The following is a 25,659-nucleotide window of genomic DNA, read 5'->3' on the forward strand; positions in this document are numbered from 1 at the left end:
TGACAGGCTATGACTGATACGAAATACCAGCACATCGACGGTGCGTGGATCGACGGCGAAAGCGACGAACAACTCACCATTCGTGATCCAGCGGCCCCCGACGACCCCGTCATCACGTTCCAGCAGGCGGACAGGCAACAGGCGAAAACCGCGGTCGAGGCAGCCAGGGCCGCCAGCGACGAGTGGGCGGCAACGACGCCTGACGAGCGGGATGCAATCTTCTATGACGTCGCCGACCGCATCGAGGACAACCTCGATTCACTCGCGACGACGCTCACCCGCGAGGAGGGGAAGCCGATCTCTTCGAGTCGCGCCGAGGTGTCCAGAGCCGCGGAGATTTTCCGCTTCTTCGCGAGTTACGCACGGACCGCGACGGGCGATACGGTGCCCTCGAACGACCCGGAGACGTTCACCTACACCTTCCGGGAACCGCTGGGGGTCGTCGCGCTCGTTACACCCTGGAACTTTCCTATCGCGACGCCCTCCTGGAAACTCGCCACGGCGCTCATAACCGGCAACACAGTCGTGTTCAAACCCTCTTCGGAGACGCCGATGATCGCAAAGCGACTCGTCGAACTGCTCGAGGAGGCGGGCGTGCCGGACGGCGTACTGAATCTGGTTGTCGGGCCGGGATCGACTGTCGGTGATGAGATCACGACCAACGAACAGATCGACGGGATCTCGTTCACCGGTTCGACTGGGACCGGCCAGCACATCGCCGAGTCCGTTGCACATCGTGGGATTCCGGTGCAGACCGAGATGGGTGGAAAGAACCCGCTCGTGGTACTCCCGGACGCGGACTTCGAAGCGGCCGCAGACGCCGCAATCGCCGGGGCCTTCGGGCTGACCGGACAGGCTTGCACCGCGACGAGTCGCCTGATCGTCCACGAGGACGTCGCCGCCGAACTGACAGATGCAGTCGTCGAACGGGCCAAATCGCTGTCGGTCGGTCCCGGGATGGACGATCCGGATATGGGCCCCGCGGTGTCGGCCGATCAGGACGAGACCAACTTCGAGTACGTCGACATCGCCGCCAACGACGGGGCGACGCTCCTGACCGGCGGGAGTCGTCCCGATGGCGTCGAGGCAGGCTACTTCATCGAGCCGACCGTCTTCGGTGACGTCGAGTCCGAAATGCAGATCGCTCAGGACGAAGTGTTCGGTCCAGTGCTCTCAGTGATGGAAGTCGGTGACTACGAAGAGGCCGTCTCGGTCGCTAACGACGTCGCCTTCGGCCTCTCGGCCAGCATCTTCACTTCGGATATGGCGGCCGCACGGAAGTTCACCGAGCAGGCCGAAGCCGGCGTGATCAAAGTGAACGGGACGACCACTGGATCGCAGATTCAGATGCCGTTTGGAGGGATGAAGGCCTCCTCGTCGGAACAAAAGAAAGAGATGGGCCAGCGCGCCTACGAGTTTTACACCCACGAGAAGGTGGTGTACCGAACCGATCCGTGAAACCCGGTCGAGTGACCGCTCGCCGTCTCGGTGCTGTCCGATCGGACTGACGCGACCCCTGGAACGACGATCAACCCGACTCACTGACAGACGATGACTACCAAACTATACGCCAAAGAAGACGTCCGTGCTCACCTGGATCTCGCCGACTCGTTGGCGACGGTTGAAAAGACGTACGCTGAACTCGCCAGAGAGCGTGTATTGAACCCCCCGAAACTCACGATGCATCTCGGCGACGACGGGGAGTGGCCCGATCGTAACGCGTTCTCCATCGATATGCCCGCGTACGTCGACTGGCTCGACGTCGCGGGGATGAAGTGGGCCGTTGCGACGTGGGATCTCGACACGGAGATCCCGATCAGTTCGCAGATTCTCCTATTCGACCTCGACACGGGGCGATTCACCGCCGTAATGGAGGGAATGTACGTGACGGGGGTTCGGACTGCGCTGCAATCTGTCGTCGGCTTGCAGCACCTGGTCTCTGATATACCGTCGACGATTGGTCTCTTCGGGTCCGGGTTTCAGGCCGGCTTTCAGGTTTCGACTATCGACAGTCTCACTCACGTCGACGAGTTTCGGGTGTACGACGTGGATGCGGAGTCCGCACGGCAGTTTACAGCGGAACTGAACCCGCAGACCGATGCGACCGTGACCGTCGCAGATTCCGCGACCGAGGCAGCCAGTCAAGCGGCCGTGATCACTGTCACGGATTCCAAGACGCCTGTACTGGAGTCCGAGTGGCTCGACGATGCGTCGTTCGTGATCGCGTTGGGCTCGTATCGGGAGCTCACGGACGAGGCCATCTTCGCCGCGGATCACGTCGTCGTCGATCAGGTGGATCAGTGCTTACAGCGCGGGGCCCTAGCCGATGCCGCGGCGAGAGGCGCACTCACCGAAGACGACATCGACGCCACGATCGGATCGGTGCTCACCGGTGGGTACAGCGGCGAGATCGATCTCGATGACTCTACGCTGTTCGTTCCGATCGGACTGGGTGCGCTCGACATCGCGCTCGCCCAGCGAATCCACAACGGGGACACAGCGACCGACATCAGTGAGTTCTCCTTCATCTGAGACGCACCATACCAGGTTCATCACCGATCGCGGCACCCATCGTCGCCTGTTGCCGCAGAGCCGCAAGAGTGGCCATAATCCCTTATCATCGGACTACGTCGGCCCGCTAACGTGGTTGTTGAAAAGCCGTGCGTCCGAAAACAAATTTGCGGTCTGTACCGTGTTTGCCCGATGTGAATTGAAGACACATAGACGAGTCAAACGAAGCGCGTTCCTCGCTTCGGATTCATCACTCGGTAGTATTCCGCTAGACGATTCCCACTAACCCGACGAGTTGCCAGCCCAGGTAGAGCGCGACAATCCAAACGACGACTGCCGAAACTGTGTTCAGATACCGCATCCATCTGTCAGCGTGCGTCGATGCTCCGAGTGCCTTTCCCGCGACGGCGAGTCCGCTAACCCATCCCCACGAAACCACCAGGCAACCTGCGGTGAATATCCAGCGGTTGAGCCTCGAATACGCCAGTGCATTGGTCCCGATCACACCGACAGTATCCAAGATTGCAGCGGATTCAGCAATGAGACGGACGCTGTGAACCCCACTTGTTCTCGTGTTCCGAGGAGCTCCCCTGTCTGTGGATCCACGTCGGGCGTCGGTGAGAAGTACAGGGCCCATCCGATGTAAAGAAGGAAGACGAACCCACATCCAAACAGCACGGTCTGCAACCACGCAAACTGGAGAACCACGACTGAAACGCACAGAACCGCGAGCATAATTAATAGTATTTCGGAGATGCCCGTAGTGAGTACAGTCGGAAGTGCCCGAGTGAGACTCGGCTGCACTACACCCTGTCAAAAGACGAAGACGTTCTGCGGATCGAGTATAATAATGAGACCGGTTGCGAGAACGATTCCGTGTGCAAATGCAGTCGCAGACATATGCTACTCCGATTAGACAGTTGAATTCGGAGCCCGTCGCGCATACATATGCCTCTTTCCCCGGCCAGAGATTACTGAAAGGGGACTGCTAAACGTGTATCGCTTCATCAGATTTTGACTGTGGCAGATAATTATATAATATTTTTAGTAGCTACGCGATAATATTAAAATTATTACCCTACGACTACTTCCCAGTCCTTCGATATACCACCACCGTGCAAACTTTGGTAGCAGCATACAAACACGAACGTATGGCCGACGAGTCCCCACGGAAAATACAGTCCCTGGAGACGGCGCATCGCATCGCAGAGGCGCTCCAGGAACTGGATGGAGCCGGCGCCAGCGCGATCGCCGATCAGCTAGATATCGGCCGGAGCACGGCGTATCAGTATCTGATGACGCTCCGGGAGGAAGGATACGTAACCAAACGCGATCAGACGTATCACATCGGGCTGAAATATTTGGATCACGGAATGTACGCTCGGGACAACCATCCAATGATCGAGGTTTCGCGGCCCTCACTCCGTGATCTCGTGGATGAGACTGGTGAAATCGGGTGGTGTACGAGCGAGGACAACGGGAAGTTGGTGACGCTGGACATCATCGAGGGCGATCGGAATCTGAATACCAAGTTCCGCGGTCGAATCGGCAATCGGGAATATATGAACGCTCACGCCGGGGGGAAGGCAATATTATCTGGCTACAGCAATACTCAAGTATCAGACATTATCGAAAATCACGGGCTACCCGCGTACACCCCACAGACGATAACTGACAAAGAAGAGCTGTTGTCTGAGATTGAACAGGTGCGCGACGAGGGAGTGGCGTTCAACGATGAGGAGGCGATCGAAGGGTACCGCGCCGTAGGAGCGCCTGTCACATTAGACGGCGAGACGATCGGATCGATCACTATCGGTGGGCCGAAGAACCGGATGCCTGACGAGTACTACAAAGAGACGCTTCCGGAACTCATTCGCGGCGTTATCAACGAGATCGAGCTTCGCGGGTCGGTGTCGTCACCGTGGGAGTAGCGGCCCAGGCGAGCACCAAGGCCACTCGGTGTTCAAGTAACACACGTACAACTGTTATTACTACTGCGATAACGCTGAGTGTTCTCCAGCATACGGACGTCTCCGATAGAAGCGACCCTCGTGTTTGTATATGTCAACAGCTCCCGATTTTTTTAGACGCGTTCGGCCACGAAAACGGTGTAACCAATTGAGAATTTATAACCAGTTCAGTTCTCTCGGGTCTAATCGGCGAATGTGGACCGACTTGGAACTGGTTGGAATCGGGTCTGTTTGCCAATCTCGATGGGATACTCCGGGACCGAAACCCGGTATCAGTCACCGCTCTGTGCCCTCACTCGGAGTAATCGTCGTGTGACATACTTGCGCAGTGTGTTTGTAAAATACAAACAACGGACTCGCACGGCATACTCACATTCAAATGAGTTGATACGGCGATACACTTTTGACGCCCGTTCAGCATATGAGGTACATACGCTGCGGTAGGGGTTCGTGATGCAGGACTTTACCAACGACACCATCGTCTGGGACGATAACGTCGTAACGCACCGATTAGATGCCTTCACCGGAATCGAAGTGACCGAACATCGTGGAAAGACGGTTCGGGCCTTCGAGAACCGGCCGGAGTCGCTGTTCGAACTCTTCGCGACGGCGGTGTCCAAAACGCCGGAGCGGGAGTTCGTCGTCTTCCCCGCCTCGGATGTGCGGGTCACGTACCGAGAGATGGCCGACCGCGTCGATCAGTTGGCGGATGGGCTGCGATCGGAGGGGATCTCGATGGGTGACCGGATCGTCTTCCTCCTCGACAGTCGGCTGGCGTTCGTGGAGTCGCTTCTCGCCGCAGCACGGATCGGTGCCGTCGTGAGTCCGCTGAACACCCGCCATTCCCCCGAGGAGATCCGCGATATGTTCGCCGACGGCACCCCGGACCTCGTTCTCGCTGACGAAGACTACGCCGACAAACTGGAGCAGTCGGGGTACGAACCTCCACACAGTAAGACAGTCATCCTCGAAGCGGGCGGTGCGGGACAGTCGTACGGCGGCCTGATGAGCCATACAAGGAGTGACTTCGACGAGTCCGCGACAACACCGGAAGACCTGTTGACTGTGATGTACACGTCCGGGACCACGGGGCAACCGAAGGCCGTCCCAATCGACAATTTCCACGGCGTCAACGCTGCGTTGAACAACGCTTATGTCCACGATATCCAGCAGGGGAGTCGGCTCCTCGTCCCCTCGCCGCTGTTCCACGTCACCGGACTGGTTTGCGGCCTTCTCACAGCGATTGTCGTGAACGGTACCGGGGTGATAATGCGAGAGTACGGTCCGCAGCGCTTCCTCCGTTCGATCCACTCCGAGCGCGTCAACTACTGTATGGGTGTCCCGACACACATCATCCTGGCAGCCGAGAAGGCTGACGAGGAGGAGTACGATGCGTCTTCCTTAGAGAAGTTTGCGTACGGGGGAGCGCCGATGCCACCCGACGCGATTCCGAAGATTCGGTCGGCGTTTCCCAATCTCAAACTGTATCACTCCTACGGTAAGACCGAGAACTTCGCCGGCATCGCCGCGATGATTCCGGACCGATACATCGACGCCAATCCTGAGGTCGTCGGAATGCCGACGCCGACGACGAAATTCGCCGTCGTCGACGAGGATCGGAACCGACTCCCGCCCGGACAGATCGGCGAACTGGCGATGTACGGTCCCTTCGTCGCCCAGCGGTATCTGAGTTCGCCAGAGGGGACTGAAGAGGAGTTTCACGAGGGGTGGCACTTCACTGGCGATATCGGCGTCATCGACGAATCCGGGTTCATCAGGCTTCGCGGACGCAAAGGGAATATGATGATCCGGGGCGGAGAGAACGTCTACCCGGTGGAAGTCGAGGACGCGCTCCTCTCTGTCCCGGGGGTTCGGGAGGCCGGCGTCGCCTCCTTCCCAGACGACGTACTCGGCGAGCGGATCATCGCTGTCGTCGCGCCAGAAGAGCAACACCGCGTCACCGAGGAGATGCTCATCGCGGCCTGCGAGGAGCACCTCGCGGAGTATAAAGTCCCGGACATCTTTCGGGTCGTCAACGAACTCCCGCGGAATCAGAACGGGAAACTCGAACGACAGGAACTCGTTCCGAAGCCGCTGCAGTTCGGGATCAAATTCGGCGGCTGAGCCGGCAGACTCGGTAGTGTTCCGCACTGTGGGAAAAACTTATTCGCCGGGCAGAGTATGTCATAGACGGAATGTTAGAAGATACGGTCTGCATCGTCGCAGGAGCAGGTCGGGGTATCGGCGAGGAGACGGCGAAACTGATGGCCGACGAGGGAGCAGCGGTTGTCGTCAACGACCTTGGTGCCGACCTCTCGGGCGAGGGTCAGGACGTGGAACCGGCTCAAGAGACGGTCGACGAGATCGTCGACGCCGGTGGAGAGGCGATGACCCACTACGGCGATATCACCGATCTGGAGTACACCGACCAGTTGATCCAGGATACCGTCGACGAGTACGGAGCCGTCCACAGCATCACCAACTTCGCCGGCATCCTCCGCGACCGGATGATCTTCAATATGAGCGAGGAAGAGTGGGACGCAGTGATCGACGTCCACCTGAAGGGGCACTTCTCGCTGCTCCGGAACGCCGCACAGCAGTGGAAGTCGCGCTACGAGGAAGAGGAGTTCGAGCGCCAGCGGTCGTTCCTCGGCGTGTCCAGTTCCGCCGCGATTGGCTGGGCTGGTCAGCCGAACTACGCCGCCGCGAAAGCTGGCGTCTTGGGTCTCGTTCGGAACTGCGCACAGGAACTGGAGCGATACAACGTGCGGGTAAACAGTCTCTGGCCCGAAGCGTACACGCGAATGTACAAATCGATTCCAGAGGAGTACCAACCGGACGGGATGACCGACGAGACGCACGGCCCACAACTCGTGGCACCGCTCCCAGCATTCCTGGCAAGCGAGGCGGCGACGGACATCACCGGCTGCACAGTCGGTATGGGATCGGGCGAACTGTCGTTCATCACCGACCCGGACCGCGTGCGGAAGATCATCAAGGAAGTCCCAGCAGACACCAAAACGGGCGGCTGGACGCCCGAGCAGATTGCCGACGCTTGGGAGAACCTCACCGACGGCTACGAGACCAAGCGGACATCGAAGCCGAGCATCCCGAACGTTCAAAACTGACCCGTTGGCCGTCGCGTGCGTCGTGTGTCGCAGTGGGATCCAGCGGAGGCAATCGAACCCACCGCCAGAGCGACTAGTCGTCGGTCGGTTCGAACACCGGAATCGACACGTCGTCGCTCTCGGTCGGGATAAACGATACTTCGACGTCGGTGCCGATTTCGATTGCGTCCGCATCGCATTCCGCGAGAGTAGTGAGCATCCGCGGTCCTTCGGTGAGTTCGACGTACGCGAGCACGAGCGGGAGGTCGTCCTCCGGCCACGCGGCGACGTTCGTCGAGGTATGTGCGTACACCGTCCCTGTTCCATTGGCTTCAGTCCACTCGACGTCGTCGCCCAGACAGTCCGGACACCGCGCCCGTGGGTAGTAGAACGTGAGTTCGCAGGCAGTGCATCGTCGGAGTAACAAGGTCTCGTCCGCCGCCGCCTCCCAGTAAGGTGCCGTCTCGGGGGTGACAGCCGGCACCGGTCGAGGCTCCCAGATCATCGATCGACCCTCCCGAGTACGGCCGTCGAACCCGCGTGTCTCGTACCCAGATAGCCGCCCGTCCCGTGCGCGAGGGCGACGGAGGCGTCAGGCACCTGTACTGGCTCGTTGGCCTCCCCCCGCACCTGTCGGACCGCCTCGATCACCTTCGTCATCCCGCCGCGGTCGGGGTGGTTCGAACAGAGCCCACCGCCATCCGTATTGAACGGGAGTTCGCCGTGTGGCGCCTGAAGAGTCCCTCCTTCGACGAATTCACCACCGCGACCTTTCTCGCAGAAGCCCAAGTCTTCGAGCGTCTGGAGCACGGTGATGGTGAACGAGTCGTATATCGAGACGTAATCGACGTCGTCGTGATCGACGCGCGCTCGCGAGAGGGCCCGGGGACCGGACTTCCGTGCGGCGGTCTCGGTGAGGTCGATCCGGCCAGCGTCGTGGTGGTTGACCGCCGCGGCGTGTCCGAGAATTTCCGCACACTCGCGGTCAAGTTGTTGTCGCACTGCGTCCGATACGACGACGAACGCCCCGGCGCCATCGGAGATGACACAGCAATCCAGCAGGTGGAGTGGATCACTCACCATCCGGGAGTCGACGACCTCCTCGACGGTTACCGGGTCCTGATACAGTGCGTACTCGTTGTGCTGGGCGTGCTGCGACGCTGCGACCCGAATCTCGGCGAGTTGTTCGGATGTGGTCCCGTACTCGTACATATGTCGCCGGGCGGCGAGCGCGTACTGGGGCAGCGTCTCGGCCCCGTAGACCGACTCGAAATTCTCCTGCAGAATCATCTCGTCGTGCTCCGGATGGGATCGGTCGTCGGTCCGCATCCGCCCCGCGAGCGTGACCAAGGCGACGTCACACTTGCCGTCGGCGATTGCACTCGCGGCCTCCCCGACGTGGTTCACGTAGGCCGACCCGCCGTCGTCGGTCGAGTCGAAGTACGATACGTCGAGGCCGAGGTAATCGGCCATCGCCAGCGGTGGATAGCGACCGACCTGGTAGTTCTCACCCGCTGTGAGATACCCGTTCACGTCGTCCGGCGCAAGCCCGGCGTCGTCGAGCGCGCCAGCGGCGACCTCCGCGTGTAACTGTGGGATGGACTTCTCCGGTGCCTCTCGTGTGGGATGTTCAAAAACGCCTGCAATGTAGGCCGTAGCGTCCGAGCTCGTACTCATTGGTGGTTCGTATCCTCCGGTAACTGCACGACCGCTCATATGGCCGTCTCAGTCACCACTCAATGGTACGAGCGGGAGGTGATTAGTGTTCGGGTGCATCAGGAAGACAAGAGAACGGAGCGCCCAGTTGCGAGGTTCACGCTGTACCTCCCCAAACTCGGTTCTGCCGTCGATAACTGCCGATTGCCGTCGGCAGGCGGTCGCCCTCACTTCCCCTGCCACTCGGGGTCTCGATCGTCGGAGAAAGCCGCGGCACCTTCTTCGTAATCATCGGTATCCAAGAGCGGAAGATACGCTTGGTACTCGTATTCGATCCCGTCGCGGAGACCGACGTTGCGCGACTGGTTGATGGTATCCTTGATCGCTCGGAGCGCGAGCGGCGGCTTCCCAGCGAGTTCGCCTGCGAAGGCATCTACGGCGTCGGAGAGCGCCTCGGCCGGATGGGATTCATTGACAAGCCCTTCCGTTGCGGCCTCGGCCCCGGACAGGAACGCCCCCGTCATACACAGTTCCTTGGCTCGACTCGGCCCGACGAGCAGCGGAAGCCGCTGTGTCGTCCCGACGCCGGAAGGGAAGATGCCCAGGTCTACCTCGGGAAACCCAAGTTCGCTGTCGTCGCTGGCAATCCGGAAATCACACATCAAGGCCAGTTCGAGGCCGCCGCCGACGCAGTATCCGTCGATTTCGGCGATCACTGGTGCCCCGAACGATTCGACGCTGAACAGCGCCTCCCGGAACGACGAGGCGGTGAACGGGTACTGTTCGTCGCCGATCTCGTCGACGTCGACACCGACGGAGAAGGCCTCGTCCCCGGCGCCGGAGATGACGACGCAGCGAACCGAAATCCCACCCGCCTCCCGGTCGACCTGATCGAAGGTTTCGATCGCCGTTGGGAGTTCCTCGAGGGTCCGCGTCGACATCGCGTTCAACGAGTCAGGGCGGTCGATGACAATGCGACCGATGCCGGTCTCGTCATTGAACCGGCATCGGATCGTTTCGAACTGATCGCTGTAATCCGTCGCCATATCGGATTGAACCTGCTGCCCACAGCCACCTAAAACTTCACCAGTTGTCACAGCGCCGTTTCGGCCGTGATTTCGCCGCAATCATTTACTGGTTCGCGCTGCTGTGTGTGCATATGCCAATCGCACCTCCGCCTGAGGAGCTTCATTTGTCTCAGCGTCCCAATCTGTCCGGACCGATTCCCGGTCCACGGTCCGGCGACCTCCTCGACAAACAGGCGGTCACCGAGGCGAATACTGTCGCGTATCCACTGTCGTTGCCGATTGCAATCGACTCGGCGCAAGGTGCGACAATCGAAGACGTCGACGGCAACGTCTATCTCGACTTCTCGGCGGGAATCGGCGTCGCGAACGTCGGACACTCGAACCCATACGTCGTCGAAACCGCGAAAGAGCAACTGGATGCAATCGCACACACGATCGACTTTCCGACCGAGGCCCGCATAGAGTTCCTTGACGCGCTGAATTCGATCGCGCCGGGAACGCTGCCCGACAACAATCGGATCGCCTTCGGCGGCCCGACGGGCACCAACGCCATCGAGGCGTCGATCAAACTGGCGAAGTACAACACGGGGCGAAGCGGGATCGTGGGCTTCGACCGTGGCTATCACGGTGGAACGATGGGAGCGCTCAGTCTCTCGGGGTGGTCCTCGTACAAAAGCGACTTCACCCCGCTGCTCCCGGACGTCGCGCACGTTCCGTATCCAAATCCGCAGAACCACGAGACACCGGAGGAAGCTCTCGAGGCTACACTAGCGGAGGTTCGGGCCGTCCTCAGCGGCCGGGCGGGCGGTCTCGACGAACCGCCTGCGGGGATCTGGGTCGAACCCATCCAGGGATCCGGTGGCGTCATCGTCCCTCCCGAGGGGTTCCTGACGGAAATGGCTGAAATCACCGCCGCGCACGACGTGCTTATGATCGTCGACGAGATCCAGACCGGGATGGGTCGGACCGGCGAGTGGTTCGCCAGCGATCACGCCGGGATCACCCCGGATGCGATGACGGTGGGCAAAGCCATCGGCGGGGTCGGATTGCCGCTGTCGGCGACCATCTACCGGGAAGAACTGGACACCTGGGGGCCGAGCGCACACGCGGGGACGTTCCGCGGACACGTCCCGGCGATGGTGGCGGGGACCCGCGCGATCGAGTACATCGACGAGTACGACCTCCTCGATCGGGCGACACGGACGGGGTCGTACCTCCAGGACCGCCTTCGAGAACTGCAGCAGCAGTGCCACAGCCTCGTCGACGTGCGGGGACGGGGACTGCTTATCGGGGCCGAGTTCTGTGACAGCGAGGGCGCTCCACTCCCGGAGGTAGTCGGGTCGATCCAGACACAGTGTCTGCAGCGCGGGCTGGTCGTCTGGACGGCCGGCATCGAGGGCCACGTCCTCAGACTGCTCCCGCCGCTTGTCCTCACCGACGAGCAGGCGCGTGTCGGAATGGACATTCTCCAAGACGTAGTCGAGTCCGTGACCGAGGAGAGAGAGTATGACGGGTGAGACGATCGGTATCGTGGGTGCGGGAATCACTGGGGCTTGCACGGCGTACTTTCTCTCGCAGCGATCCGACCGCCGGGTCGTCGTGTTCGAACGCGACGAGGTGGCCGCCGAAACGACCGCGAAGTCAGCAGGATACGTCGGCGTTCGGGCCAGCCACACGGAGGCACACAGGGCGCTCCTGAAACGCAGTATCCGTCTCTATAACGAGGTGATTCGAGAAGCCGACGTCGACGTGCAACACCGAATGCTCGGGGGACTCACCGTCGCGACGACGGCTGATGGACGTGCGGCACTCCGCGGCCGGCACCGGTCGCTCGGGGCAGACGACGAGGGCCCCAACTCGGCATTCACCAAGTTCTATGACGGCAAAGAACTGGATGCGTCGCTGCTCATTCCGGACTTCCGACTCGATAACTTCACCGCTGCGTGGTTCTGGCCGAACTACGGGTACGTGACGCCGGCCTCGCTGGCTGCAACGTTCGTGGAACGCGCTCGGGACGCCGGAGCGGTATTCCGGACGAACGCGAGCGTCCACGAACTCGAACGCGACGCCACGGGATCTATCGAGGCAGTTCAGACCGATCGCGGTCGCACACCGGTGAATCAACTGGTGCTGGCCGCAGGCCCGTGGAACCCGACGCTTGCCCAGTCAGTCGGTGTCGATCTTCCGGTCCGCCACAGTTTCGCCCCGGGGGTGCTGCTCGACAGACCGACCGGGAACCGACACCCCAGCCTCACACATCACGAGTCGGGAGTCTACCTCCGACCGCACGGCGAGCATCAACTCTTCGCCGGTCACTATCAGGGCGACTACGACGACGCCGCTGCCGACGTGGCGGATCCGAAGATCCCCGAAGCGGTCCCGAATCAGCTTCGTCAGGAGATCCTGGATGCGGTTGGGCGACTCGTTCACGGCCTCGACGATCCCACAGTCAGCGATCAGTGGGTCGGCCTGCGGAGTTTGACGCCCGACGGGAATCCGATCGTGGGTTGGACGGATGTCGAGGGGCTTTTTGTCGCGACGTACAATGCGACAGGAATTCAGCACGCACCGGCGGTCGGACACGTTCTGAGCCGGCAGATTCTCCAAGGCGACCCGACGCAGCACTACGATTCGGTCTCCATCAGTCGGTTCGAGGGCCACTCGGACGTTCACGACGGCAGTGTCTCGATTTAGCGTCGCAAAAAAACGGGCTGAAAGACGGGCGCACCCTATTCGTCGAGCACGGATTCGGCGATGATGCTCCGCATTACTTCGTTCGTCCCGTCGTAGATCTGTGCGATCTTCGACCAGCGGAGGTACTCTTCGACGCGGTACTCGTCGATGAGGCCGTAGCCGCCGTGTAACTGGATCGCGTCGCTCGCCACCTCCTCGGCCAACTGCGCAGCCAGCAGTTTCGCCATCGCTGGCTCCTCGGCGAGTTCGACGTTCTCTTCGAGATCCCGCGCCGTCTTGTAGGTGAACGTCCGGAGTGCTTCGAGTCGGGCCTCGTAGTTAGCGATACGGTGGCGGACGGCCTGGCGGTCCTTGACCGGCTTGCCGAACGTCTCGCGTTCGGAGATGTACTCGATGGTGTGATCGAGCGCCCCACGCGCGGCCCCGATGGAACTCGCAGCGATTTCGAGGCGGCTCCCGTTCATCGTCCGCATCGCCTGATAGAAGCCCTCTCCTTCCTCACCGACGCGCGCTTCGACGGGGACCCGCGCCCCGTCGAGCGTGAGTTCTCCGAGCGCCATCGCTCCCGGACCCACATACCCCTCGACCGGTTCGCGATGGAAGCCGTCGGTTCCGGCCTCGACGATAAACGAGGAGATCCCACGGTGCGGCGGGTCGGGATCGCTGGTCCGAGCGAATACGAGGACGGCGTCGGCGATGTGGCCGTTCCCGATGAAGATCTTCTCACCATCGAGGACGTACTCGTCGCCGTCCCGCCTGGCCCGTGTCTGGATGTTTGCGAAGTCGGATCCACCACGCGGCTCGGTCATCGCCGCGCCCGTGATCACCTCGCCGTTCGTCACCGGTCGAACCCACCGCTCGGCCTGCGCTTCGGTTCCATCGTCCGCAATAATCTCGCACCCGAACATCGATCCCGTAATCGCCTCGGCAATCCCGGGGTCCGCTGCGTACAGTTCTTCGCGCACGAGCAGGCTTCCAGTGATCCCCAGCCCACCACCGCCGTACTCTGCCGGGAGCGACGTCGTTGTCAGCCCCTCTCTGGCGGCCGCTCTGACGATATCTGTTGGGTGTTTCTCATTTCGTTCGTGTTCGACCGCCGCCGGCTCGACGTGCTCGTCCGCGAACGTCGCGGCTCGTTCCCGGAGTTCGGACTCCGCATCGGACAACCTCATAGGTGAAACCGAGGGTCTGGACGCAAATATAGGTATGGGACGGCCGGGTGAGGCTGCCGTCGCTGGGAACTCACGCGGCGTCGAACGCGTCCGGGTTCACGACGCCATCGACCGCCTCGCCCTCGTACGCAGCGGCAGCAATCTGCGACCCGCGCCGTCGAACCCGCTCGACCGCCCCCGGCGAGTACCACGCCGCGTGTGGCGTCACGATCGTATCGGGGTGATGAAGCAACGGGTTGTCCGGTTCAGGCGGTTCGGTCGCGAGCACGTCGAGGCCGGCCCCAGCGAGCGGTCCGTTGTCGAGGGCGTCTACGAGCGCCGCTTCGTCGACCAGTTTCCCCCGCGCCGTGTTGATCAGGATCGATCCCCTGGGCATTCGATCGAACACCGAGGCGTCAAATCGCGCTTCGGTCTCGGGCGTCAGCGGGGCGTTCAGCGAGAGCACGTCCGAGTTCTCGACGAGGTCTTCAAACGAGACCGGTTCCGCCCCGAAATCCCGGATCTCATCGGCCGAGAGGTACGGATCGTGCGCGACGATGTCGAATCCGAAAGCCCCAGCTTTCGTTGCCGCGACGCGGGCCTTCCGTCCGAAAGCGAAGAATCCGAGCGTCTGGGTCGTTGCCGTCCGGACCGCGTCGGCCGCTCGCCAGTCCCACCCGCCGTCGGCGGTGTGGTTCTCGAACTGCGGCAGGCCGCGGCGCAGCGCCAGCGCCAGCGTCACGATGTGCTCGCCGACCTCTTCGTCGCAGTACTTCGGAACGTTCGTCACGGGGATTCCACGCTCTGTGGCCGCCTCGATGTCGACGTTGTCGACGCCGGTAGCGTAGCACGTGACGACGGAACATCCCGTCGCGTCCATCGCAGAGGCCGGAACTGCGGCGTAGTGTGTGAGAATGATGTCGGCCGCCTCGACGTCGTCGGCAATCGACTCACCACCCGTATCGACGGTCTCGAAGTCGATTGAGCCGAGTTCTGTCGCCAGCGTCGATCGTTCGATCGTTACGTCTTCGAAGCCGTCCGGGTCGATATGGACGATTCGAACAGGTGTCTCTGGAGCCATCACCTGAACACTCAACAGAAGGCTACATACTTCTTTGGTCAAAATCCTCGCTAATCCAGGCAACAGTGGCCCAGTCCCGTTTCAGTCGCGGACGGGGACATCGACCACGGCCGGATCGTCGGCGTCGACAGCGGCGGAGAGCGTCTCCGACAGGTCGGCCGCGCCCTCGGCACGGTAACCGCTCGCGCCGTGGCTTTCCGCGTTCGCTGCTAGGTCGACAGCGGTGTCGAAGTCCATCCCGACGTACTCGTAGTCATCGTCCACCCCGCCGTAGATGTCGAGCATCCCGTCTTTCAGAATCCGGTAGTTCCGGTTGTTTGGAACCACGACCGTCAGATCGAGGTCGTACCGCGCCGCGCTGTAGAGCGACTGCGGGTAGTAGAGGTACGACCCGTCGCCGATGAAGCCGACGATGGGGCGGTCGTCGCCGTCCTCCCTGTGTGCGACCGCCGCTCCAACCGTTGCGGGGAGACTGTACCCCAAACCGCCGTTCTTGTTCGAGAGGAACTGCTCAGGACCGGGTTGGAACCGAGAGAGTAGCGCGAACTTGCTGGTGTTGCTCTCGTTGACCAGGAACCCGTCCGGAGCGACGTCGGCGATGTACTCCGCCAGGAGTTCTTTCGAGATGTTCCCATCAGACGGAGTCTCGGCCGCGACACCGAGGAACGAGGCCGCCTCCGAGCGCCGGTCAGAGATGTCCTGCCTTCGGCTTCGTCGGCGTTGCTCGGACACCTCCACCGAATCGGCAATCTCCCGCATCACCGACTCCAGATTTCCGATGACGACGACGTCTGCGGGGTCGTTCTTCGCGATGTCGGCGTCGTCAACGTCGATGCCCACGATGGTCGCCTCCGACGGCACGTACGGTTCGTCGTACGGAATGTACGGCGTGTTCGACGTGCATCCCACGAAGACCAGACTGTCGGCGTCGAACGCCGCACGTCCCATATCTGGATCCGGGGTGAGATACGAGACCCACTGCTCGTGGTCGGGTGGGAAGTTCACCTCGCAAGTGTTCATTTCACTGTACACCGCGGATCCGGTCGCCTCGGCCAGGCGCACGGCCGCCTCAATAGCGCCTGGCCCCGCTCGCGCCACCCTGTCGCCGAGAACGATCACCGGATCGTCGCCGCTCTCCAGCGCTGTCGCCGCGGCGTCGATCTGTGATTTGTCGCCGCGTCCGGGGGCGGGGATCGCGCCCAACCGCTCGGGTGTGTCCCTCGTCTCGGCGCTCATCACGTCCATCGGCAGTCCGAGGAACACCGGCCCCGTCGGTGGCGTCAACGCCGTTTTGACCGCGCGTCTGACCATCGTCGGCACGTTCGAGACGTCGCTGATCTCGGCGCTCAGTTTGCAGTATTCGTCGACCATCCCGGCGAGTTCGCCCGAGAGAATCGGTTCCTCGTGCTGGAAGTCGGTACTGTGGTTGCCCGCAGTGACGAGAAGCGGCGCGCCGGACCACGACGCGTTCTGGACGTTACCGAGCCCGTGCGCCAGTCCCGGCGCGACGTGGAGGTTCACCACCCCGAGCGGCGTAATCGACTGATCGTGGTGGGCCTGATACCGTCGCGCACTCGCGTATCCACCCGCCATCCCGACCGCGATGTCTTCGTGTAACCCGAGCACGTACGCGAGATTTGAGTCGGCGACCGCACGCATAATGGGTAATTCCGTTGTTCCGGGATTCCCGAAGAGGTGGGTGACGCCGTACGACTCCAGCGCGTCCAAGAGCAATGTGGCTCCTGTCGTGTGTTCTGATTGCATGGTTGTTGTCAACAGCAATCAACAGCCTGTGCTCCACTGATAAAAATAGTCTGATCCGACTGGGCAGTCTCGAATCCGATTCGTCAACTGGATGCGGGCCCTGCCGCCGGAAGCGTCGGTTGGTCGCAACACTTTTTATTCGGATTCGCAAACACTATTACAATGACACAGAATCTCAAACAGCAGTCTCTGACGTCGCTCGACGAACTCGAAACCATCGTCGACGCCGACGCCCACGCCCAGGCCTCCTGGGACGACATCCGATCTCACCTCGACGACGGACACGAGCGCTTCGAGCGGTTCTTCGAGCAGTCGCCCGCACCGGGGAGCGAGATGAACCTCTATCACTCCCCGACGCCGACGTACCTCTACGAGGATATGAAAGAGCGGGACGACGGGAGCACCGGGCTCTACGAGGACGCCGGTCTGGAAGATACGGCGGCGGTGACAGAGCGAATCGGCGTCAACAAGGCCGTCGTGAATCCGACGTTGATTCTCAATCTGAATTTCGTTCGGGAGCGCGACTACGCCGTCGCGATTATGCAGGGCTACAACGACTGGCTCGTCTCGGAACTGGACGATTACGACAATATGATGGGGAACCTCATCGTCGCACCCCAAGATCCGCACCGCTCTGCGGAGGAGATCGACCGACTGGCTGACGAAGACGATATCGCCGGGGTCCAACTCCTCGGGACGGCGCTCGTTCCCCCCGCCGGTCACGTCTCCTACGACCCGATCTACGAGGCGGCCGAAGCGAACGGCCTGCCGATCAGTATGCACACAAGCGGCGCGGGAATGAAGCCGTTCCCGGAACAGTCCTACTGGGCCGAGACGTACGCCGAGGATCACGTCACCCAACACCCGTTCGCCCACATTGCGAACGCCACGTCGATCCTGCTGAACGGGGTCCCCGAGCGGTTCCCGGATCTGACGTTCGTGTTTCAGGAGGCGGGAATCGGCTACGTTCCGTATCTCATCAGTCGTCTGGACACGGCCTATCACGAGTTCCCCTCGGAGGTACCGGCGCTCTCGGCACCGCCGAGCGAGTACGTCTCCGACACGTGCTACTGGTGTACGCAACCGCTCGGGCATACGGCCGAGACGCCACGGCATCTGGCGTGGCTCGTCGAACTCGTCGGCCCGGAGAATCTGCTGTTCGCCGCGGACGCGCCGCATCCCGATTTCGACACGCCCGAGGAACTGTTCGACCGAGTCCGTGCGTACTTCAGCGCCGACGAGGTGGCTGCAATGATGGGTGAAAACGCGGTCGAGGTGTACGACATCGAATGACCGATCGATACGCAATCGCTGACGTCGACGAGTTCGATGGGAACGGGTCACGGGTGATCGCCGAAGTCGAAGGGCAGGAGATCGCCGTGTTCCGACACGAGAACGAATACTACGCGCTCGCAAACTACTGTATTCACCAGGCTGGCCCGCTGTGTGAAGGGGCGCTCAGCGGGAGTATCTCCACGGACGAGGACGGCTGGGACTGGGTGTACGACGACGAAGAGCGGTACATCGTCTGCCCCTGGCACGGGTGGATGTTCGACATCGAAACCGGCCAAAGCCCCAAAGACGAGCGCTACGCCGTCCCGACGTACGACGCCGTGGTCGAGAACGGCATCGTCTACGCCGTTCGGTGACTAGCCGCAATACCCGACGATAGCCGCCGAACTTCCCCCTCCGACGTCATAGTGTCTGCTATCCACCGAATCGATACGGGACAGTCCGTCCCGCGGTACTATTATGTGGCCCGGATGGCAACGCGGTACTATGTTGGACAACGCCCTGCAGGTTCCCAAAGCGGATCGACTCGGGAGCGTCGAGGACCTCGATCGGATTGCCGATGCTGACGCGCAGGTACAGGAGACGCCCGAAGCGCTGTTGAACCATATGGACGAGTCTTCCGGCGCCCGCCGCGTTATCTCACTCACCGAACTGCGGCACGATATGATCTACGCCGGACCGTCCAGTTACCCGCTCTACGAGTACAAACGAACCGACGGCGACGGCGATCCCGTCGCTGACGACGACGTGGACGAGACTATCGGGGCCGCTGAGGTCGCTGACCGGGCTAGCGAGGCCGGTATCGATACCGGCGTGGTCAACCCCACGCTGAACCTCGGCCTCGCCGAAGTGAACAACGACCGCTTCGCAGTCGCGCTGGCGAGTGCGTACAACGACTGGTTGCTCTCGGAACTCGACGACTGTCCGAACCTCGTCGGGAACGCCGTTGTGGCACCGCAGCATCCGGAACGGGCGGCCGAAGAGATCGACAGAGTCGCCGGTGAAGACGACATCGTCGGAATCCAACTGCCCGCAAGCGGCCTCCTGCCGCCGCCGGGCCATCGCCAGTACGAACCGCTGTACGACGCGGCCGAATCCAACGGCCTCCCGATTGCGATGAAATCGACGGTCGGAAACAAGAGTTTCGGACAGCAGTACTGGTGGGCGCAGTCCTTCCCGGAGGACTTCGTCTATCAGCACGGCTTCGTCCAGATGCGCAACCTCACCTCGGTTCTCTTCGAGGGGATTCCCGAACGGTACGACGTCGACTTCGTCGTCCAGGGAGCGGGGATCGGGTTCGTCCCGTTCTTTACGCACCGACTCGATGATCACTACCTCGAACTCGGATACGAGATCCCCGCGCTCTCACAACTCCCGAGCGCCTACCTCTCAGAGTCCTTCTACTGGACGACGCAGCCGATGAATCAGCCCGCCGGAGGGGACCCGCAGTTCGCGGCGATGGTGAATATGATCGGTCCCGAGAACGTCCTGTTCGGGTCGGACCTCCCGCACGGAGTCACCGACCTGCCCGAGTCGGTCGTCGATCGGCTGGCGGAGACGGTCACCGCGGAGGAACTCGAAGCCGTGATGGCTGAGAACACAGCGCGCGTTTATGGGCTCTGAGGGGCAATCACTCGGAGGCGGCGTCGACGACGGCGGCCTCGAACGCTGTCGCGGTGATTTCGTAGCGCGTGTTGCCTGCTTCAGTCCGCGTTCGTTCTACTGATTCGGTCGCCTCGCCATCCACGAGAATCTTCCAGGTACCGCCGTCCTGCGGATCGACCGCCCGAATCCGGATATCGACCCCGTGTGTCGATTCCAACCGCTCGATGAGTTCCGTTGTGACCGTCCCATCGGCGAACCGGGGCGGGCGGTACGGGCGCATCTCGTGGCTCTGAAACTCCTCGACGTTGCGTCGCCACCACTCTGGGAATGCGTCGAGGTCGGCATCGTCGTACGGGGCGTCCTCGTCGAATCCAGGGGGCAGATTCGCCGGTCGCGGAGGATCGTCTTCTGTCATTGCCACCATATTCCGGCCGAACGATAATAACGATACCCCGGAAGACTCACAGCGCGGTTATCGCTGCGCCGACGACAGTCAGCACCGCGCTGACGACGGTTCGCGCGGTTACGGTCTCGACGTCGGTTAGGAAGACGAACGCCAGGGCCGTCGTGAAAAGCGGTGACGTGCTCACGAGCGGTGCGACGATCACGACCGGACCGTTCGCGAGCGCGGTAAACATCGCAAAGACGGCGACTGCGTTGGCGAGACCGGAGCAGACGAAGTAGACGTCAGAACGGTCCGGTGTCGTCAGCGCCTCTCGATGGTAGCTCACGGTGTGGCCGACAATAAACGGCAACGCGCTGGTCAGGTTGATCGCCGCGGCTTCAAGCGGCGTCGCAGTGGACGTCTGGAACCCGAAGCGGTTTACTACGTTGCTGATGGCGGCGAACACCGCCGCCGCCAGCGGGAACAACAGCGCTTTCGAGAGCCGGAACTGGACGGCCGAGCCGCCAGACAGCGACAGCAACCCGACGCCAAGAACGATCAGGACGACGCCCACCCCGGTCACCGAGGTCAACTGTTCTCCGAGTACAACCGCTGCGAGAATCGTCGCAAAGAGTGGCTGCGTGTAAAACAGGACGTTACCGACGCTCGCGTCGACCAGTCTGATCCCCCTGAACCACGACAGCCACGCGAGTGAGGTTCCGATGATTCCCGAGACAGCGAAGACGGCGATGTCCACCGGGGGCAGTCGGGTTACCGACGCCTCGCCAGCCCCCTGAACGAACAGGGCGGCCCAGAACACCGTCGCGCCGACGACGAGAACGATGAGCGTCGCTCTTGTCGGCCGACCACCTCGTTCCATCCCGAGTTTCGAGAAGATGGGCCCCACCCCCCAGAACGCCCCCGAAACGAGCGACAGTGCAATGACGAACGACGTGGCTGGCATCGGTTCCTTTGGACGGATCTCTCGGGGTCGGGAAAAACGTTCCGAGGAGGCGACAAAAACTTATCACAGTGTATACCACATTCCACCCTGATGAGGCGCCTGTACATCAACGACGAGTGGATCGAACCGGAGTCGGGGCAGATCAATCCGACGTCACCGGTCGACGGAAGTGCCCTCGAAACGGTCGCTGCCGGCACCCCTGCCCACGTCGACGACGCCGTCGAAGCGACAGTCGACGCCTCGGACACACTCCGCGAAATGAACGTGCATCGACGGGCCGAGGCAATCAACGCAGCGATGGATGCAATCGAGAACCGGACCGACGAAATTGTCAGCACGATGACCGTGGAGGTCGGAAAGACAACGAGCGAGGCCCGCGAGGAGGTCGAGAGCGCCATCCGATCAGGCCGCGAGTACGCGGCCGATGCGGTCCGGCTCTGCGGTGAGGTGACGCGGTCGCAGTACGACGACCGACACAACTTCACCCGGCGGGAGCCCTACGGGCCGACCGGGGTCATCACCCCCTGGAACTACCCGTTCGAGATCCCGACAGACCACCTGTCGGCGGCGCTCGTCACGGGAAATCCGGTTACGTGGAACCCCGCTTCGGCGGCCGCGCTGACGGCTACTCACATCGCGGGCGCGTTCGCCGAAACGTCGCTTCCTGACGGCGCATTCAATTTCATTCCCGGATCCGGGGGTACCGTTGGTGCGGCACTGAGTGGGCATCCGGCGGTCCGACTGCTGGCGTTCACCGGCAGCACCGAGGTCGGACAGCGCATCGCGGCGACCGCAGCAGAGCGAAGCGCCGAATGTCTGCTCGAACTCGGCGGGAAGGATCCGGTCTTGGTGCTGGACGACGCGGACGTGTCGCGGGCAGCAGACGCGATTGTTCTCGGGAGCAACTACAACTGTGGGCAGTCGTGCTCGGGGACCGAGCGCGTAATCGCAACCGAGTCGATCTACGACGAGTTGGTGGCGGCAGTCACCGCGCGCACAGAGGAACTTACCGTCGGTGATCCCCGCGACGCGGAAACTGACGTTGGGCCTCCGATCAACGACGACATCAGGGAGACGACTGAGCGCCAGATCACGGCGGCCGTTGAGGCGGGGGCGCGTGTGACCACTGGTGGCTCCATCGGCGATCGGTACATCGAACCGACGGTGCTGGCGGACGTCGCGCCCGAGATGCAGGCGGCGACCGAGGAGACGTTCGGACCGCTCACCCCGCTCATCTCCGTCGCGGACCGAGAGGAAGCAGTGGCAGTCGCCAACGACACCCGCTACGGCCTGCAGGCAGCCGTGTTCACCGAATCCCTGCAGGATGCACACCGGGTGATCGACGGGCTCCAGTCGGGGGGAGTCGTCGTCAACGGCACGAACAACTTCTGGGAGCATCAACTCCCGTTTGGCGGCTTCAAGCAGAGCGGCAGCGGCGGCGAGTACAAGGGTCGGTGGCATCTGGAGTCGATGACACAAGTGAAGGCAGTCGCCATCGACTACGGGGACTGAATTACCGGATCAAGAGAGCCGCCGACAGTTCATTGACCGTGGATGAGCGTTCTTAGTGCACTGATCACGGTGATACAGCGCTTCAAAGCGGTGGCGACGAATCAAATCACACTCATAAATCGACGTGGCCCGCCGCGTGGAGCGTACGTTTGATACTAGTTGAACATCGTGACTCGACGCGGCGCTCATCATATCTGTAGTGTTTCCGGCGCACGAAATCGAGCTCTCGGGAGGCGTGAGTAACCGCTTGCGGTTCCGGTAGTAGAAACATTTTTATTTCTATGTTCATAGATGGCATACGTTATGCGGCGACGCAAACTCCTCAGGAGAGGCGCACTGTTAGGTGCCGTTGGGCTCGCCGGCTGTAGCAGCAGTCAAGATGGTGCAACAACGGGTCTGGATACCGAAACTGCAACAGACACCGGAAGCGGTGGTGAAACCAGCACTGACACCGGGGACGGGGGAACGGTTAAGATCGGGCTTCCCGAACCGGTCCCATCGATAATGGACACCCGCAAGGCGGCAGACGACGGTGCACACAACTATCGAGTTATTAGCACGCTGACCACATTCGATCGGCAAGGTGCTGTTAAACCACATCTGGCGACCGACTGGTCGTTCGAGAATGACGGCGCTGAACTGGTAATGGACCTGCGTGACGACGTCGTTTTTCACGACGGCTCAGAGTTCGACGCCGAACACGTCAAGTGGCACCTCACGGACTTCCTCGCGAACGGCGGTGGCACGTCGTACATCGTCAGTAGCGTCGATGGCGTTGAGGTTGAAGACACGTATCGCGCTCGAGTGCAGTTCAGTTCGCCGGATCCCTACATCCTCTGGGATCTCGCATCCGCGTGGGGACAGATTCACAGTCGCGAAGCGGTCGAAAAGTACGGCGACCAGTACGGGCAGAGTGGTAAGGTCGTCAGCGCCGGTCCGTTCAAAGAGGTCGAGCACGATACCGACCACGCGATACTCGAGCGGTACGAAGAGTGGGACTGGCCCAAGCCGTGGCAGGAGGAACTGTACGGCGGTGAGGGCGACATCCGACCGAAGCGGCTCGAGTACCAGTCGTATCCCGAGACGGCCACCCGGACGTCCGCGTTCGAGGCCGGCGACATCGACGGGATGATCGCGGGCGTCCCGTACTCGAAGTTCCCGGACTACCAGGAGAGCGATCAGTACAACACCGGCACGCCGCCGGTGAGTACCGAGCAGATTTTTATTATGCTCAACCTCAATCCGGAGACCAGCACGGCACCAGTGCTGGCAGAGGACCTGAGTCTGCGGAAGGGCATCTCATACGGCATCGATCGACAGCAGATCGTCGACGTGGTCTTCAATGGGGTCGGCGACCCCGCGCCGAACTACCTCGTTCCGTCTGTCGAGGCACACGATATTCCCGAGGAGTTCAACTACACCTACGACCTCGAGCAGGCGCGGACGGTGATGAGTGAGAACGGTTGGACTGTAAACCCTGGCGGCGTCAGTACCAAAAACGGACGCGAGGCGAGTTTCAGCCTGCTGACGCAGAATACGGAACTGTCGCGGCGGCGCGCGACCCTGATCAAAGAGCAGTTGAAAGATATCGGCGTCAAAATGGAGGTCAGCACGACCGACACCTCGACGTTCAAAGAAGACGTCGGCAGCGGGAACTTCGCCGCCGGGATGTCGACGTTCTACGACTGGGGCAACGCCGACCAGCTCTGGTGGGCGACAAGCAAGAGCGCAGAGGACTCGTACTATCTCAACTCTAACGCGTGGCAACAGTTCCCCCGGGCGACTGAACTGACTGATCGGGCACAGAACGCGACGACGCTCGAAGAACGCACCCAGCGGTACAAGGATGCCCACAAGTACCTCCTCGAGAACGTGGTCCCGATGGTGTACCTGATGTATCCCAAGGCGGCGGACGCCTGGGGCTCCCACGTCCAGAACTGGAAACCGCACTACAAAGGGGCGCCAATGTGGCCGGTCGTGAACGAAGAGTGGTAAATTGTCAGACTACCGATGAGTTATCAATCCTACATTGTCAGGCGAACGCTGGGACTGGTCCCCAAACTACTTATCGCATCGGTAGTCGTGTTCATTTTGGTGCAGATCACGCCGGGGGATCCTGTCACAACGCTCGCACCACCCCGGGCGAGTCCTGAACAACTCGCGGCATTGCGAAATAAGTGGCGCCTCGATGAGCCGCTGTACATCCAGTATTTGACGTGGATGGCGAACCTGCTGCAGGGTGATCTCGGACTGTCCGCTGCGACGCGACGCCCAGTCACCGAGATGATCGCTCTGCGCGTCCCGATCAGTCTCAGGTTCTCCGCACTGGCGCTGTTCATCTCGTACGCCATTGCGATCCCGTTCGGCATCATCGGCGCTGTCAAGCAGCACACGTCGTGGGATTACCTCTCGATGGGCTTCGTGCTGCTGGCGATATCCTTCCCCAGTTTCTGGTTCGCGATCATCCTCATCCTGATCTTCTCGATACAGCTGGGGTGGGCCTCAGCCGTCGGGTACGGGACGGTTGGCTTGCTCGTCCTCCCAGCGGTGGCCCTGGGGCTTCGGGGTAGCGCGATCGAGACCAGGGTGATGCGGTCTTCGATGATCGAGACGTTAAACGAGAAGTTCATCACCGCCTCCCGGGCCCACGGACTCCCCGAGCGGAGCGTCATCTTCAAGCACGCGCTTCGCAACGCGCTCATCCCGATTATCACGCTGTTCGGCCTCCGGTTGGGATACATTCTGGCGTCCGGACTGGTGATCGAGATCGTGTTCAACCGCCCCGGCGTCGGCCACTTGCTCGTCGATAGCATCTTCAAACGTGACTACCCCGTCGTTCGCGCCATCCTGATGATTCTGGTCACGACGATTATGCTCGGCAACTTCCTCGCCGACCTCCTGTACGGTCTGGCCGACCCGCGGATCCGCTACGACTGAC

At 61.6% G+C, this 25,659-nt stretch carries 22 protein-coding genes; 13 read left to right on the forward strand and 9 right to left on the reverse strand.

From position 1 onward, the window contains the following. Positions 1-9: 9 nt before the first annotated feature. Positions 10-1,458: an aldehyde dehydrogenase family protein gene (locus tag ABEI27_RS03585; RefSeq protein ID WP_375798042.1), complete on the forward strand. Its 1,449-nt coding sequence runs from the start codon at positions 10-12 to the stop codon at positions 1,456-1,458. Positions 1,459-1,551: 93 nt separating this feature from the next. Further along, positions 1,552-2,532: an ornithine cyclodeaminase family protein gene (locus ABEI27_RS03590; protein WP_375798043.1), complete on the forward strand. Its 981-nt coding sequence runs from the start codon at positions 1,552-1,554 to the stop codon at positions 2,530-2,532. A 247-nt stretch (positions 2,533-2,779) separates the two neighbouring features. Here the strand turns inward: ABEI27_RS03590 and ABEI27_RS03595 are convergent, their stop codons facing one another. After that, positions 2,780-3,178: a LysE family transporter gene (locus ABEI27_RS03595; RefSeq protein WP_375798106.1), complete on the reverse strand. Its 399-nt coding sequence runs from the start codon at positions 3,176-3,178 to the stop codon at positions 2,780-2,782. 484 nt (positions 3,179-3,662) lie between these two features. On the opposite strand from ABEI27_RS03595, the gene ABEI27_RS03600 reads away from it, so the two are divergent. The 3 genes from ABEI27_RS03600 (at position 3,663) to ABEI27_RS03610 (ending at position 7,609) form a co-directional block, all read left to right on the forward strand. Beyond that, positions 3,663-4,442 (forward strand): IclR family transcriptional regulator, encoded by a 780-nt coding sequence (locus ABEI27_RS03600; protein ID WP_375798044.1) that lies wholly within the window; start codon positions 3,663-3,665, stop codon positions 4,440-4,442. A 492-nt stretch (positions 4,443-4,934) separates the two neighbouring features. Beyond that, entirely contained in the window at positions 4,935-6,605 is a 1,671-nt protein-coding gene (locus ABEI27_RS03605) for a class I adenylate-forming enzyme family protein (RefSeq protein WP_375798045.1), read from the forward strand. 71 nt (positions 6,606-6,676) lie between these two features. Further along, the gene (locus ABEI27_RS03610; protein WP_375798046.1) at positions 6,677-7,609 is read left to right on the forward strand and encodes an SDR family NAD(P)-dependent oxidoreductase; all 933 of its coding nucleotides are present in this window, start codon (positions 6,677-6,679) and stop codon (positions 7,607-7,609) included. A 73-nt stretch (positions 7,610-7,682) separates the two neighbouring features. Here the strand turns inward: ABEI27_RS03610 and ABEI27_RS03615 are convergent, their stop codons facing one another. From ABEI27_RS03615 to ABEI27_RS03625, 3 genes are all read right to left on the reverse strand, one after another. After that, entirely contained in the window at positions 7,683-8,093 is a 411-nt protein-coding gene (locus ABEI27_RS03615; protein WP_375798047.1) for a Zn-ribbon domain-containing OB-fold protein, read from the reverse strand. After that, entirely contained in the window at positions 8,090-9,265 is a 1,176-nt protein-coding gene (locus ABEI27_RS03620) for a thiolase domain-containing protein (RefSeq protein ID WP_375798048.1), read from the reverse strand. The genes ABEI27_RS03615 and ABEI27_RS03620 overlap by 4 nt, the downstream gene beginning before the upstream one ends. A gap of 206 nt (positions 9,266-9,471) precedes the next feature. Beyond that, positions 9,472-10,290 carry an enoyl-CoA hydratase/isomerase family protein gene (locus tag ABEI27_RS03625; RefSeq protein WP_375798049.1) on the reverse strand — a complete coding sequence of 273 codons (819 nt, stop codon included), beginning with the start codon at positions 10,288-10,290 and terminating at the stop codon, positions 9,472-9,474. A 113-nt stretch (positions 10,291-10,403) separates the two neighbouring features. Between ABEI27_RS03625 and ABEI27_RS03630 the strand changes: the two genes are divergently transcribed. Beyond that, positions 10,404-11,789 (forward strand): aspartate aminotransferase family protein, encoded by a 1,386-nt coding sequence (locus tag ABEI27_RS03630; RefSeq protein WP_375798050.1) that lies wholly within the window; start codon positions 10,404-10,406, stop codon positions 11,787-11,789. Further along, a complete protein-coding gene (locus ABEI27_RS03635) occupies positions 11,779-12,966 on the forward strand; it encodes an NAD(P)/FAD-dependent oxidoreductase (RefSeq protein WP_375798051.1) in 1,188 nt (395 codons plus the stop codon). Before ABEI27_RS03630 ends, ABEI27_RS03635 begins: the two co-directional genes overlap by 11 nt. 35 nt (positions 12,967-13,001) lie before the next feature. Here ABEI27_RS03635 and ABEI27_RS03640 read toward each other — a convergent pair whose 3' ends face one another. From ABEI27_RS03640 to ABEI27_RS03650, 3 genes are all read right to left on the reverse strand, one after another. Then, positions 13,002-14,138: an acyl-CoA dehydrogenase family protein gene (locus ABEI27_RS03640; RefSeq protein WP_375798052.1), complete on the reverse strand. Its 1,137-nt coding sequence runs from the start codon at positions 14,136-14,138 to the stop codon at positions 13,002-13,004. A gap of 70 nt (positions 14,139-14,208) precedes the next feature. Continuing rightward, a complete protein-coding gene (locus tag ABEI27_RS03645; protein ID WP_375798053.1) occupies positions 14,209-15,198 on the reverse strand; it encodes a C-terminal binding protein in 990 nt (329 codons plus the stop codon). Positions 15,199-15,279: 81 nt separating this feature from the next. Beyond that, positions 15,280-16,962, reverse strand: coding sequence for a thiamine pyrophosphate-binding protein (locus ABEI27_RS03650; protein ID WP_375798107.1), 1,683 nt, complete (start codon positions 16,960-16,962; stop codon positions 15,280-15,282). Positions 16,963-17,124: 162 nt separating this feature from the next. On the opposite strand from ABEI27_RS03650, the gene ABEI27_RS03655 reads away from it, so the two are divergent. The 3 genes from ABEI27_RS03655 (at position 17,125) to ABEI27_RS03665 (ending at position 19,878) form a co-directional block, all read left to right on the forward strand. Next, on the forward strand, positions 17,125-18,255 hold the full coding sequence (locus ABEI27_RS03655) for an amidohydrolase family protein (protein WP_375798054.1): 1,131 nt from the start codon (positions 17,125-17,127) through the stop codon (positions 18,253-18,255). Beyond that, positions 18,252-18,611 (forward strand): Rieske (2Fe-2S) protein, encoded by a 360-nt coding sequence (locus ABEI27_RS03660; protein WP_375798055.1) that lies wholly within the window; start codon positions 18,252-18,254, stop codon positions 18,609-18,611. Before ABEI27_RS03655 ends, ABEI27_RS03660 begins: the two co-directional genes overlap by 4 nt. Before the next feature lie 130 nt (positions 18,612-18,741). After that, positions 18,742-19,878 (forward strand): amidohydrolase family protein, encoded by a 1,137-nt coding sequence (locus ABEI27_RS03665; protein WP_375798056.1) that lies wholly within the window; start codon positions 18,742-18,744, stop codon positions 19,876-19,878. Positions 19,879-19,885: 7 nt separating this feature from the next. On the opposite strand, the gene ABEI27_RS03670 is transcribed toward ABEI27_RS03665, so the two are convergent. Together ABEI27_RS03670 and ABEI27_RS03675 are read right to left on the reverse strand one after the other, a co-directional pair. Continuing rightward, positions 19,886-20,275: a hypothetical protein gene (locus ABEI27_RS03670; RefSeq protein ID WP_375798057.1), complete on the reverse strand. Its 390-nt coding sequence runs from the start codon at positions 20,273-20,275 to the stop codon at positions 19,886-19,888. A gap of 46 nt (positions 20,276-20,321) precedes the next feature. Beyond that, positions 20,322-21,209 carry a DMT family transporter gene (locus tag ABEI27_RS03675; protein ID WP_375798058.1) on the reverse strand — a complete coding sequence of 296 codons (888 nt, stop codon included), beginning with the start codon at positions 21,207-21,209 and terminating at the stop codon, positions 20,322-20,324. A gap of 90 nt (positions 21,210-21,299) precedes the next feature. On the opposite strand from ABEI27_RS03675, the gene ABEI27_RS03680 reads away from it, so the two are divergent. The 3 genes from ABEI27_RS03680 (at position 21,300) to ABEI27_RS03690 (ending at position 25,658) form a co-directional block, all read left to right on the forward strand. Then, positions 21,300-22,721 (forward strand): aldehyde dehydrogenase family protein, encoded by a 1,422-nt coding sequence (locus ABEI27_RS03680; protein WP_375798059.1) that lies wholly within the window; start codon positions 21,300-21,302, stop codon positions 22,719-22,721. 303 nt (positions 22,722-23,024) lie between these two features. Continuing rightward, the gene (locus ABEI27_RS03685) at positions 23,025-24,716 is read left to right on the forward strand and encodes an ABC transporter substrate-binding protein (protein WP_375798060.1); all 1,692 of its coding nucleotides are present in this window, start codon (positions 23,025-23,027) and stop codon (positions 24,714-24,716) included. A 15-nt stretch (positions 24,717-24,731) separates the two neighbouring features. Further along, positions 24,732-25,658, forward strand: coding sequence for an ABC transporter permease (locus tag ABEI27_RS03690; RefSeq protein WP_375798061.1), 927 nt, complete (start codon positions 24,732-24,734; stop codon positions 25,656-25,658). Position 25,659: the final 1 nt, after the last annotated feature.

It is taken from the genome of Halobellus sp. (assembly GCF_042218505.1).
Taxonomy (GTDB): Archaea; Halobacteriota; Halobacteria; order Halobacteriales; family Haloferacaceae; genus Haloquadratum.

What these genes read in the sequence shown, in the direction of transcription:
- ABEI27_RS03675 (WP_375798058.1), bottom strand. Translation starts at nt 21,209, where the DNA reads ATGCCAGCCACGTCGTTCGTCATTGCACTGTCGCTCGTTTCGGGGGCG.
- ABEI27_RS03595 (WP_375798106.1), bottom strand. Translation starts at nt 3,178, where the DNA reads ATGTGGGTTCGTCTTCCTTCTTTACATCGGATGGGCCCTGTACTTCTC.
- ABEI27_RS03660 (WP_375798055.1), top strand. Translation starts at nt 18,252, where the DNA reads ATGACCGATCGATACGCAATCGCTGACGTCGACGAGTTCGATGGGAAC.
- ABEI27_RS03585 (WP_375798042.1), top strand. Translation starts at nt 10, where the DNA reads ATGACTGATACGAAATACCAGCACATCGACGGTGCGTGGATCGACGGC.
- ABEI27_RS03685 (WP_375798060.1), top strand. Translation starts at nt 23,025, where the DNA reads ATGCGGCGACGCAAACTCCTCAGGAGAGGCGCACTGTTAGGTGCCGTT.
- ABEI27_RS03635 (WP_375798051.1), top strand. Translation starts at nt 11,779, where the DNA reads ATGACGGGTGAGACGATCGGTATCGTGGGTGCGGGAATCACTGGGGCT.
- ABEI27_RS03690 (WP_375798061.1), top strand. Translation starts at nt 24,732, where the DNA reads ATGAGTTATCAATCCTACATTGTCAGGCGAACGCTGGGACTGGTCCCC.
- ABEI27_RS03625 (WP_375798049.1), bottom strand. Translation starts at nt 10,290, where the DNA reads ATGGCGACGGATTACAGCGATCAGTTCGAAACGATCCGATGCCGGTTC.
- ABEI27_RS03655 (WP_375798054.1), top strand. Translation starts at nt 17,125, where the DNA reads ATGACACAGAATCTCAAACAGCAGTCTCTGACGTCGCTCGACGAACTC.
- ABEI27_RS03680 (WP_375798059.1), top strand. Translation starts at nt 21,300, where the DNA reads ATGAGGCGCCTGTACATCAACGACGAGTGGATCGAACCGGAGTCGGGG.
- ABEI27_RS03590 (WP_375798043.1), top strand. Translation starts at nt 1,552, where the DNA reads ATGACTACCAAACTATACGCCAAAGAAGACGTCCGTGCTCACCTGGAT.
- ABEI27_RS03645 (WP_375798053.1), bottom strand. Translation starts at nt 15,198, where the DNA reads ATGGCTCCAGAGACACCTGTTCGAATCGTCCATATCGACCCGGACGGC.
- ABEI27_RS03615 (WP_375798047.1), bottom strand. Translation starts at nt 8,093, where the DNA reads ATGATCTGGGAGCCTCGACCGGTGCCGGCTGTCACCCCCGAGACGGCA.
- ABEI27_RS03670 (WP_375798057.1), bottom strand. Translation starts at nt 20,275, where the DNA reads ATGACAGAAGACGATCCTCCGCGACCGGCGAATCTGCCCCCTGGATTC.
- ABEI27_RS03665 (WP_375798056.1), top strand. Translation starts at nt 18,742, where the DNA reads ATGTTGGACAACGCCCTGCAGGTTCCCAAAGCGGATCGACTCGGGAGC.
- ABEI27_RS03600 (WP_375798044.1), top strand. Translation starts at nt 3,663, where the DNA reads ATGGCCGACGAGTCCCCACGGAAAATACAGTCCCTGGAGACGGCGCAT.
- ABEI27_RS03620 (WP_375798048.1), bottom strand. Translation starts at nt 9,265, where the DNA reads ATGAGTACGAGCTCGGACGCTACGGCCTACATTGCAGGCGTTTTTGAA.
- ABEI27_RS03640 (WP_375798052.1), bottom strand. Translation starts at nt 14,138, where the DNA reads ATGAGGTTGTCCGATGCGGAGTCCGAACTCCGGGAACGAGCCGCGACG.
- ABEI27_RS03605 (WP_375798045.1), top strand. Translation starts at nt 4,935, where the DNA reads ATGCAGGACTTTACCAACGACACCATCGTCTGGGACGATAACGTCGTA.
- ABEI27_RS03610 (WP_375798046.1), top strand. Translation starts at nt 6,677, where the DNA reads ATGTTAGAAGATACGGTCTGCATCGTCGCAGGAGCAGGTCGGGGTATC.
- ABEI27_RS03630 (WP_375798050.1), top strand. Translation starts at nt 10,404, where the DNA reads ATGCCAATCGCACCTCCGCCTGAGGAGCTTCATTTGTCTCAGCGTCCC.
- ABEI27_RS03650 (WP_375798107.1), bottom strand. Translation starts at nt 16,962, where the DNA reads ATGCAATCAGAACACACGACAGGAGCCACATTGCTCTTGGACGCGCTG.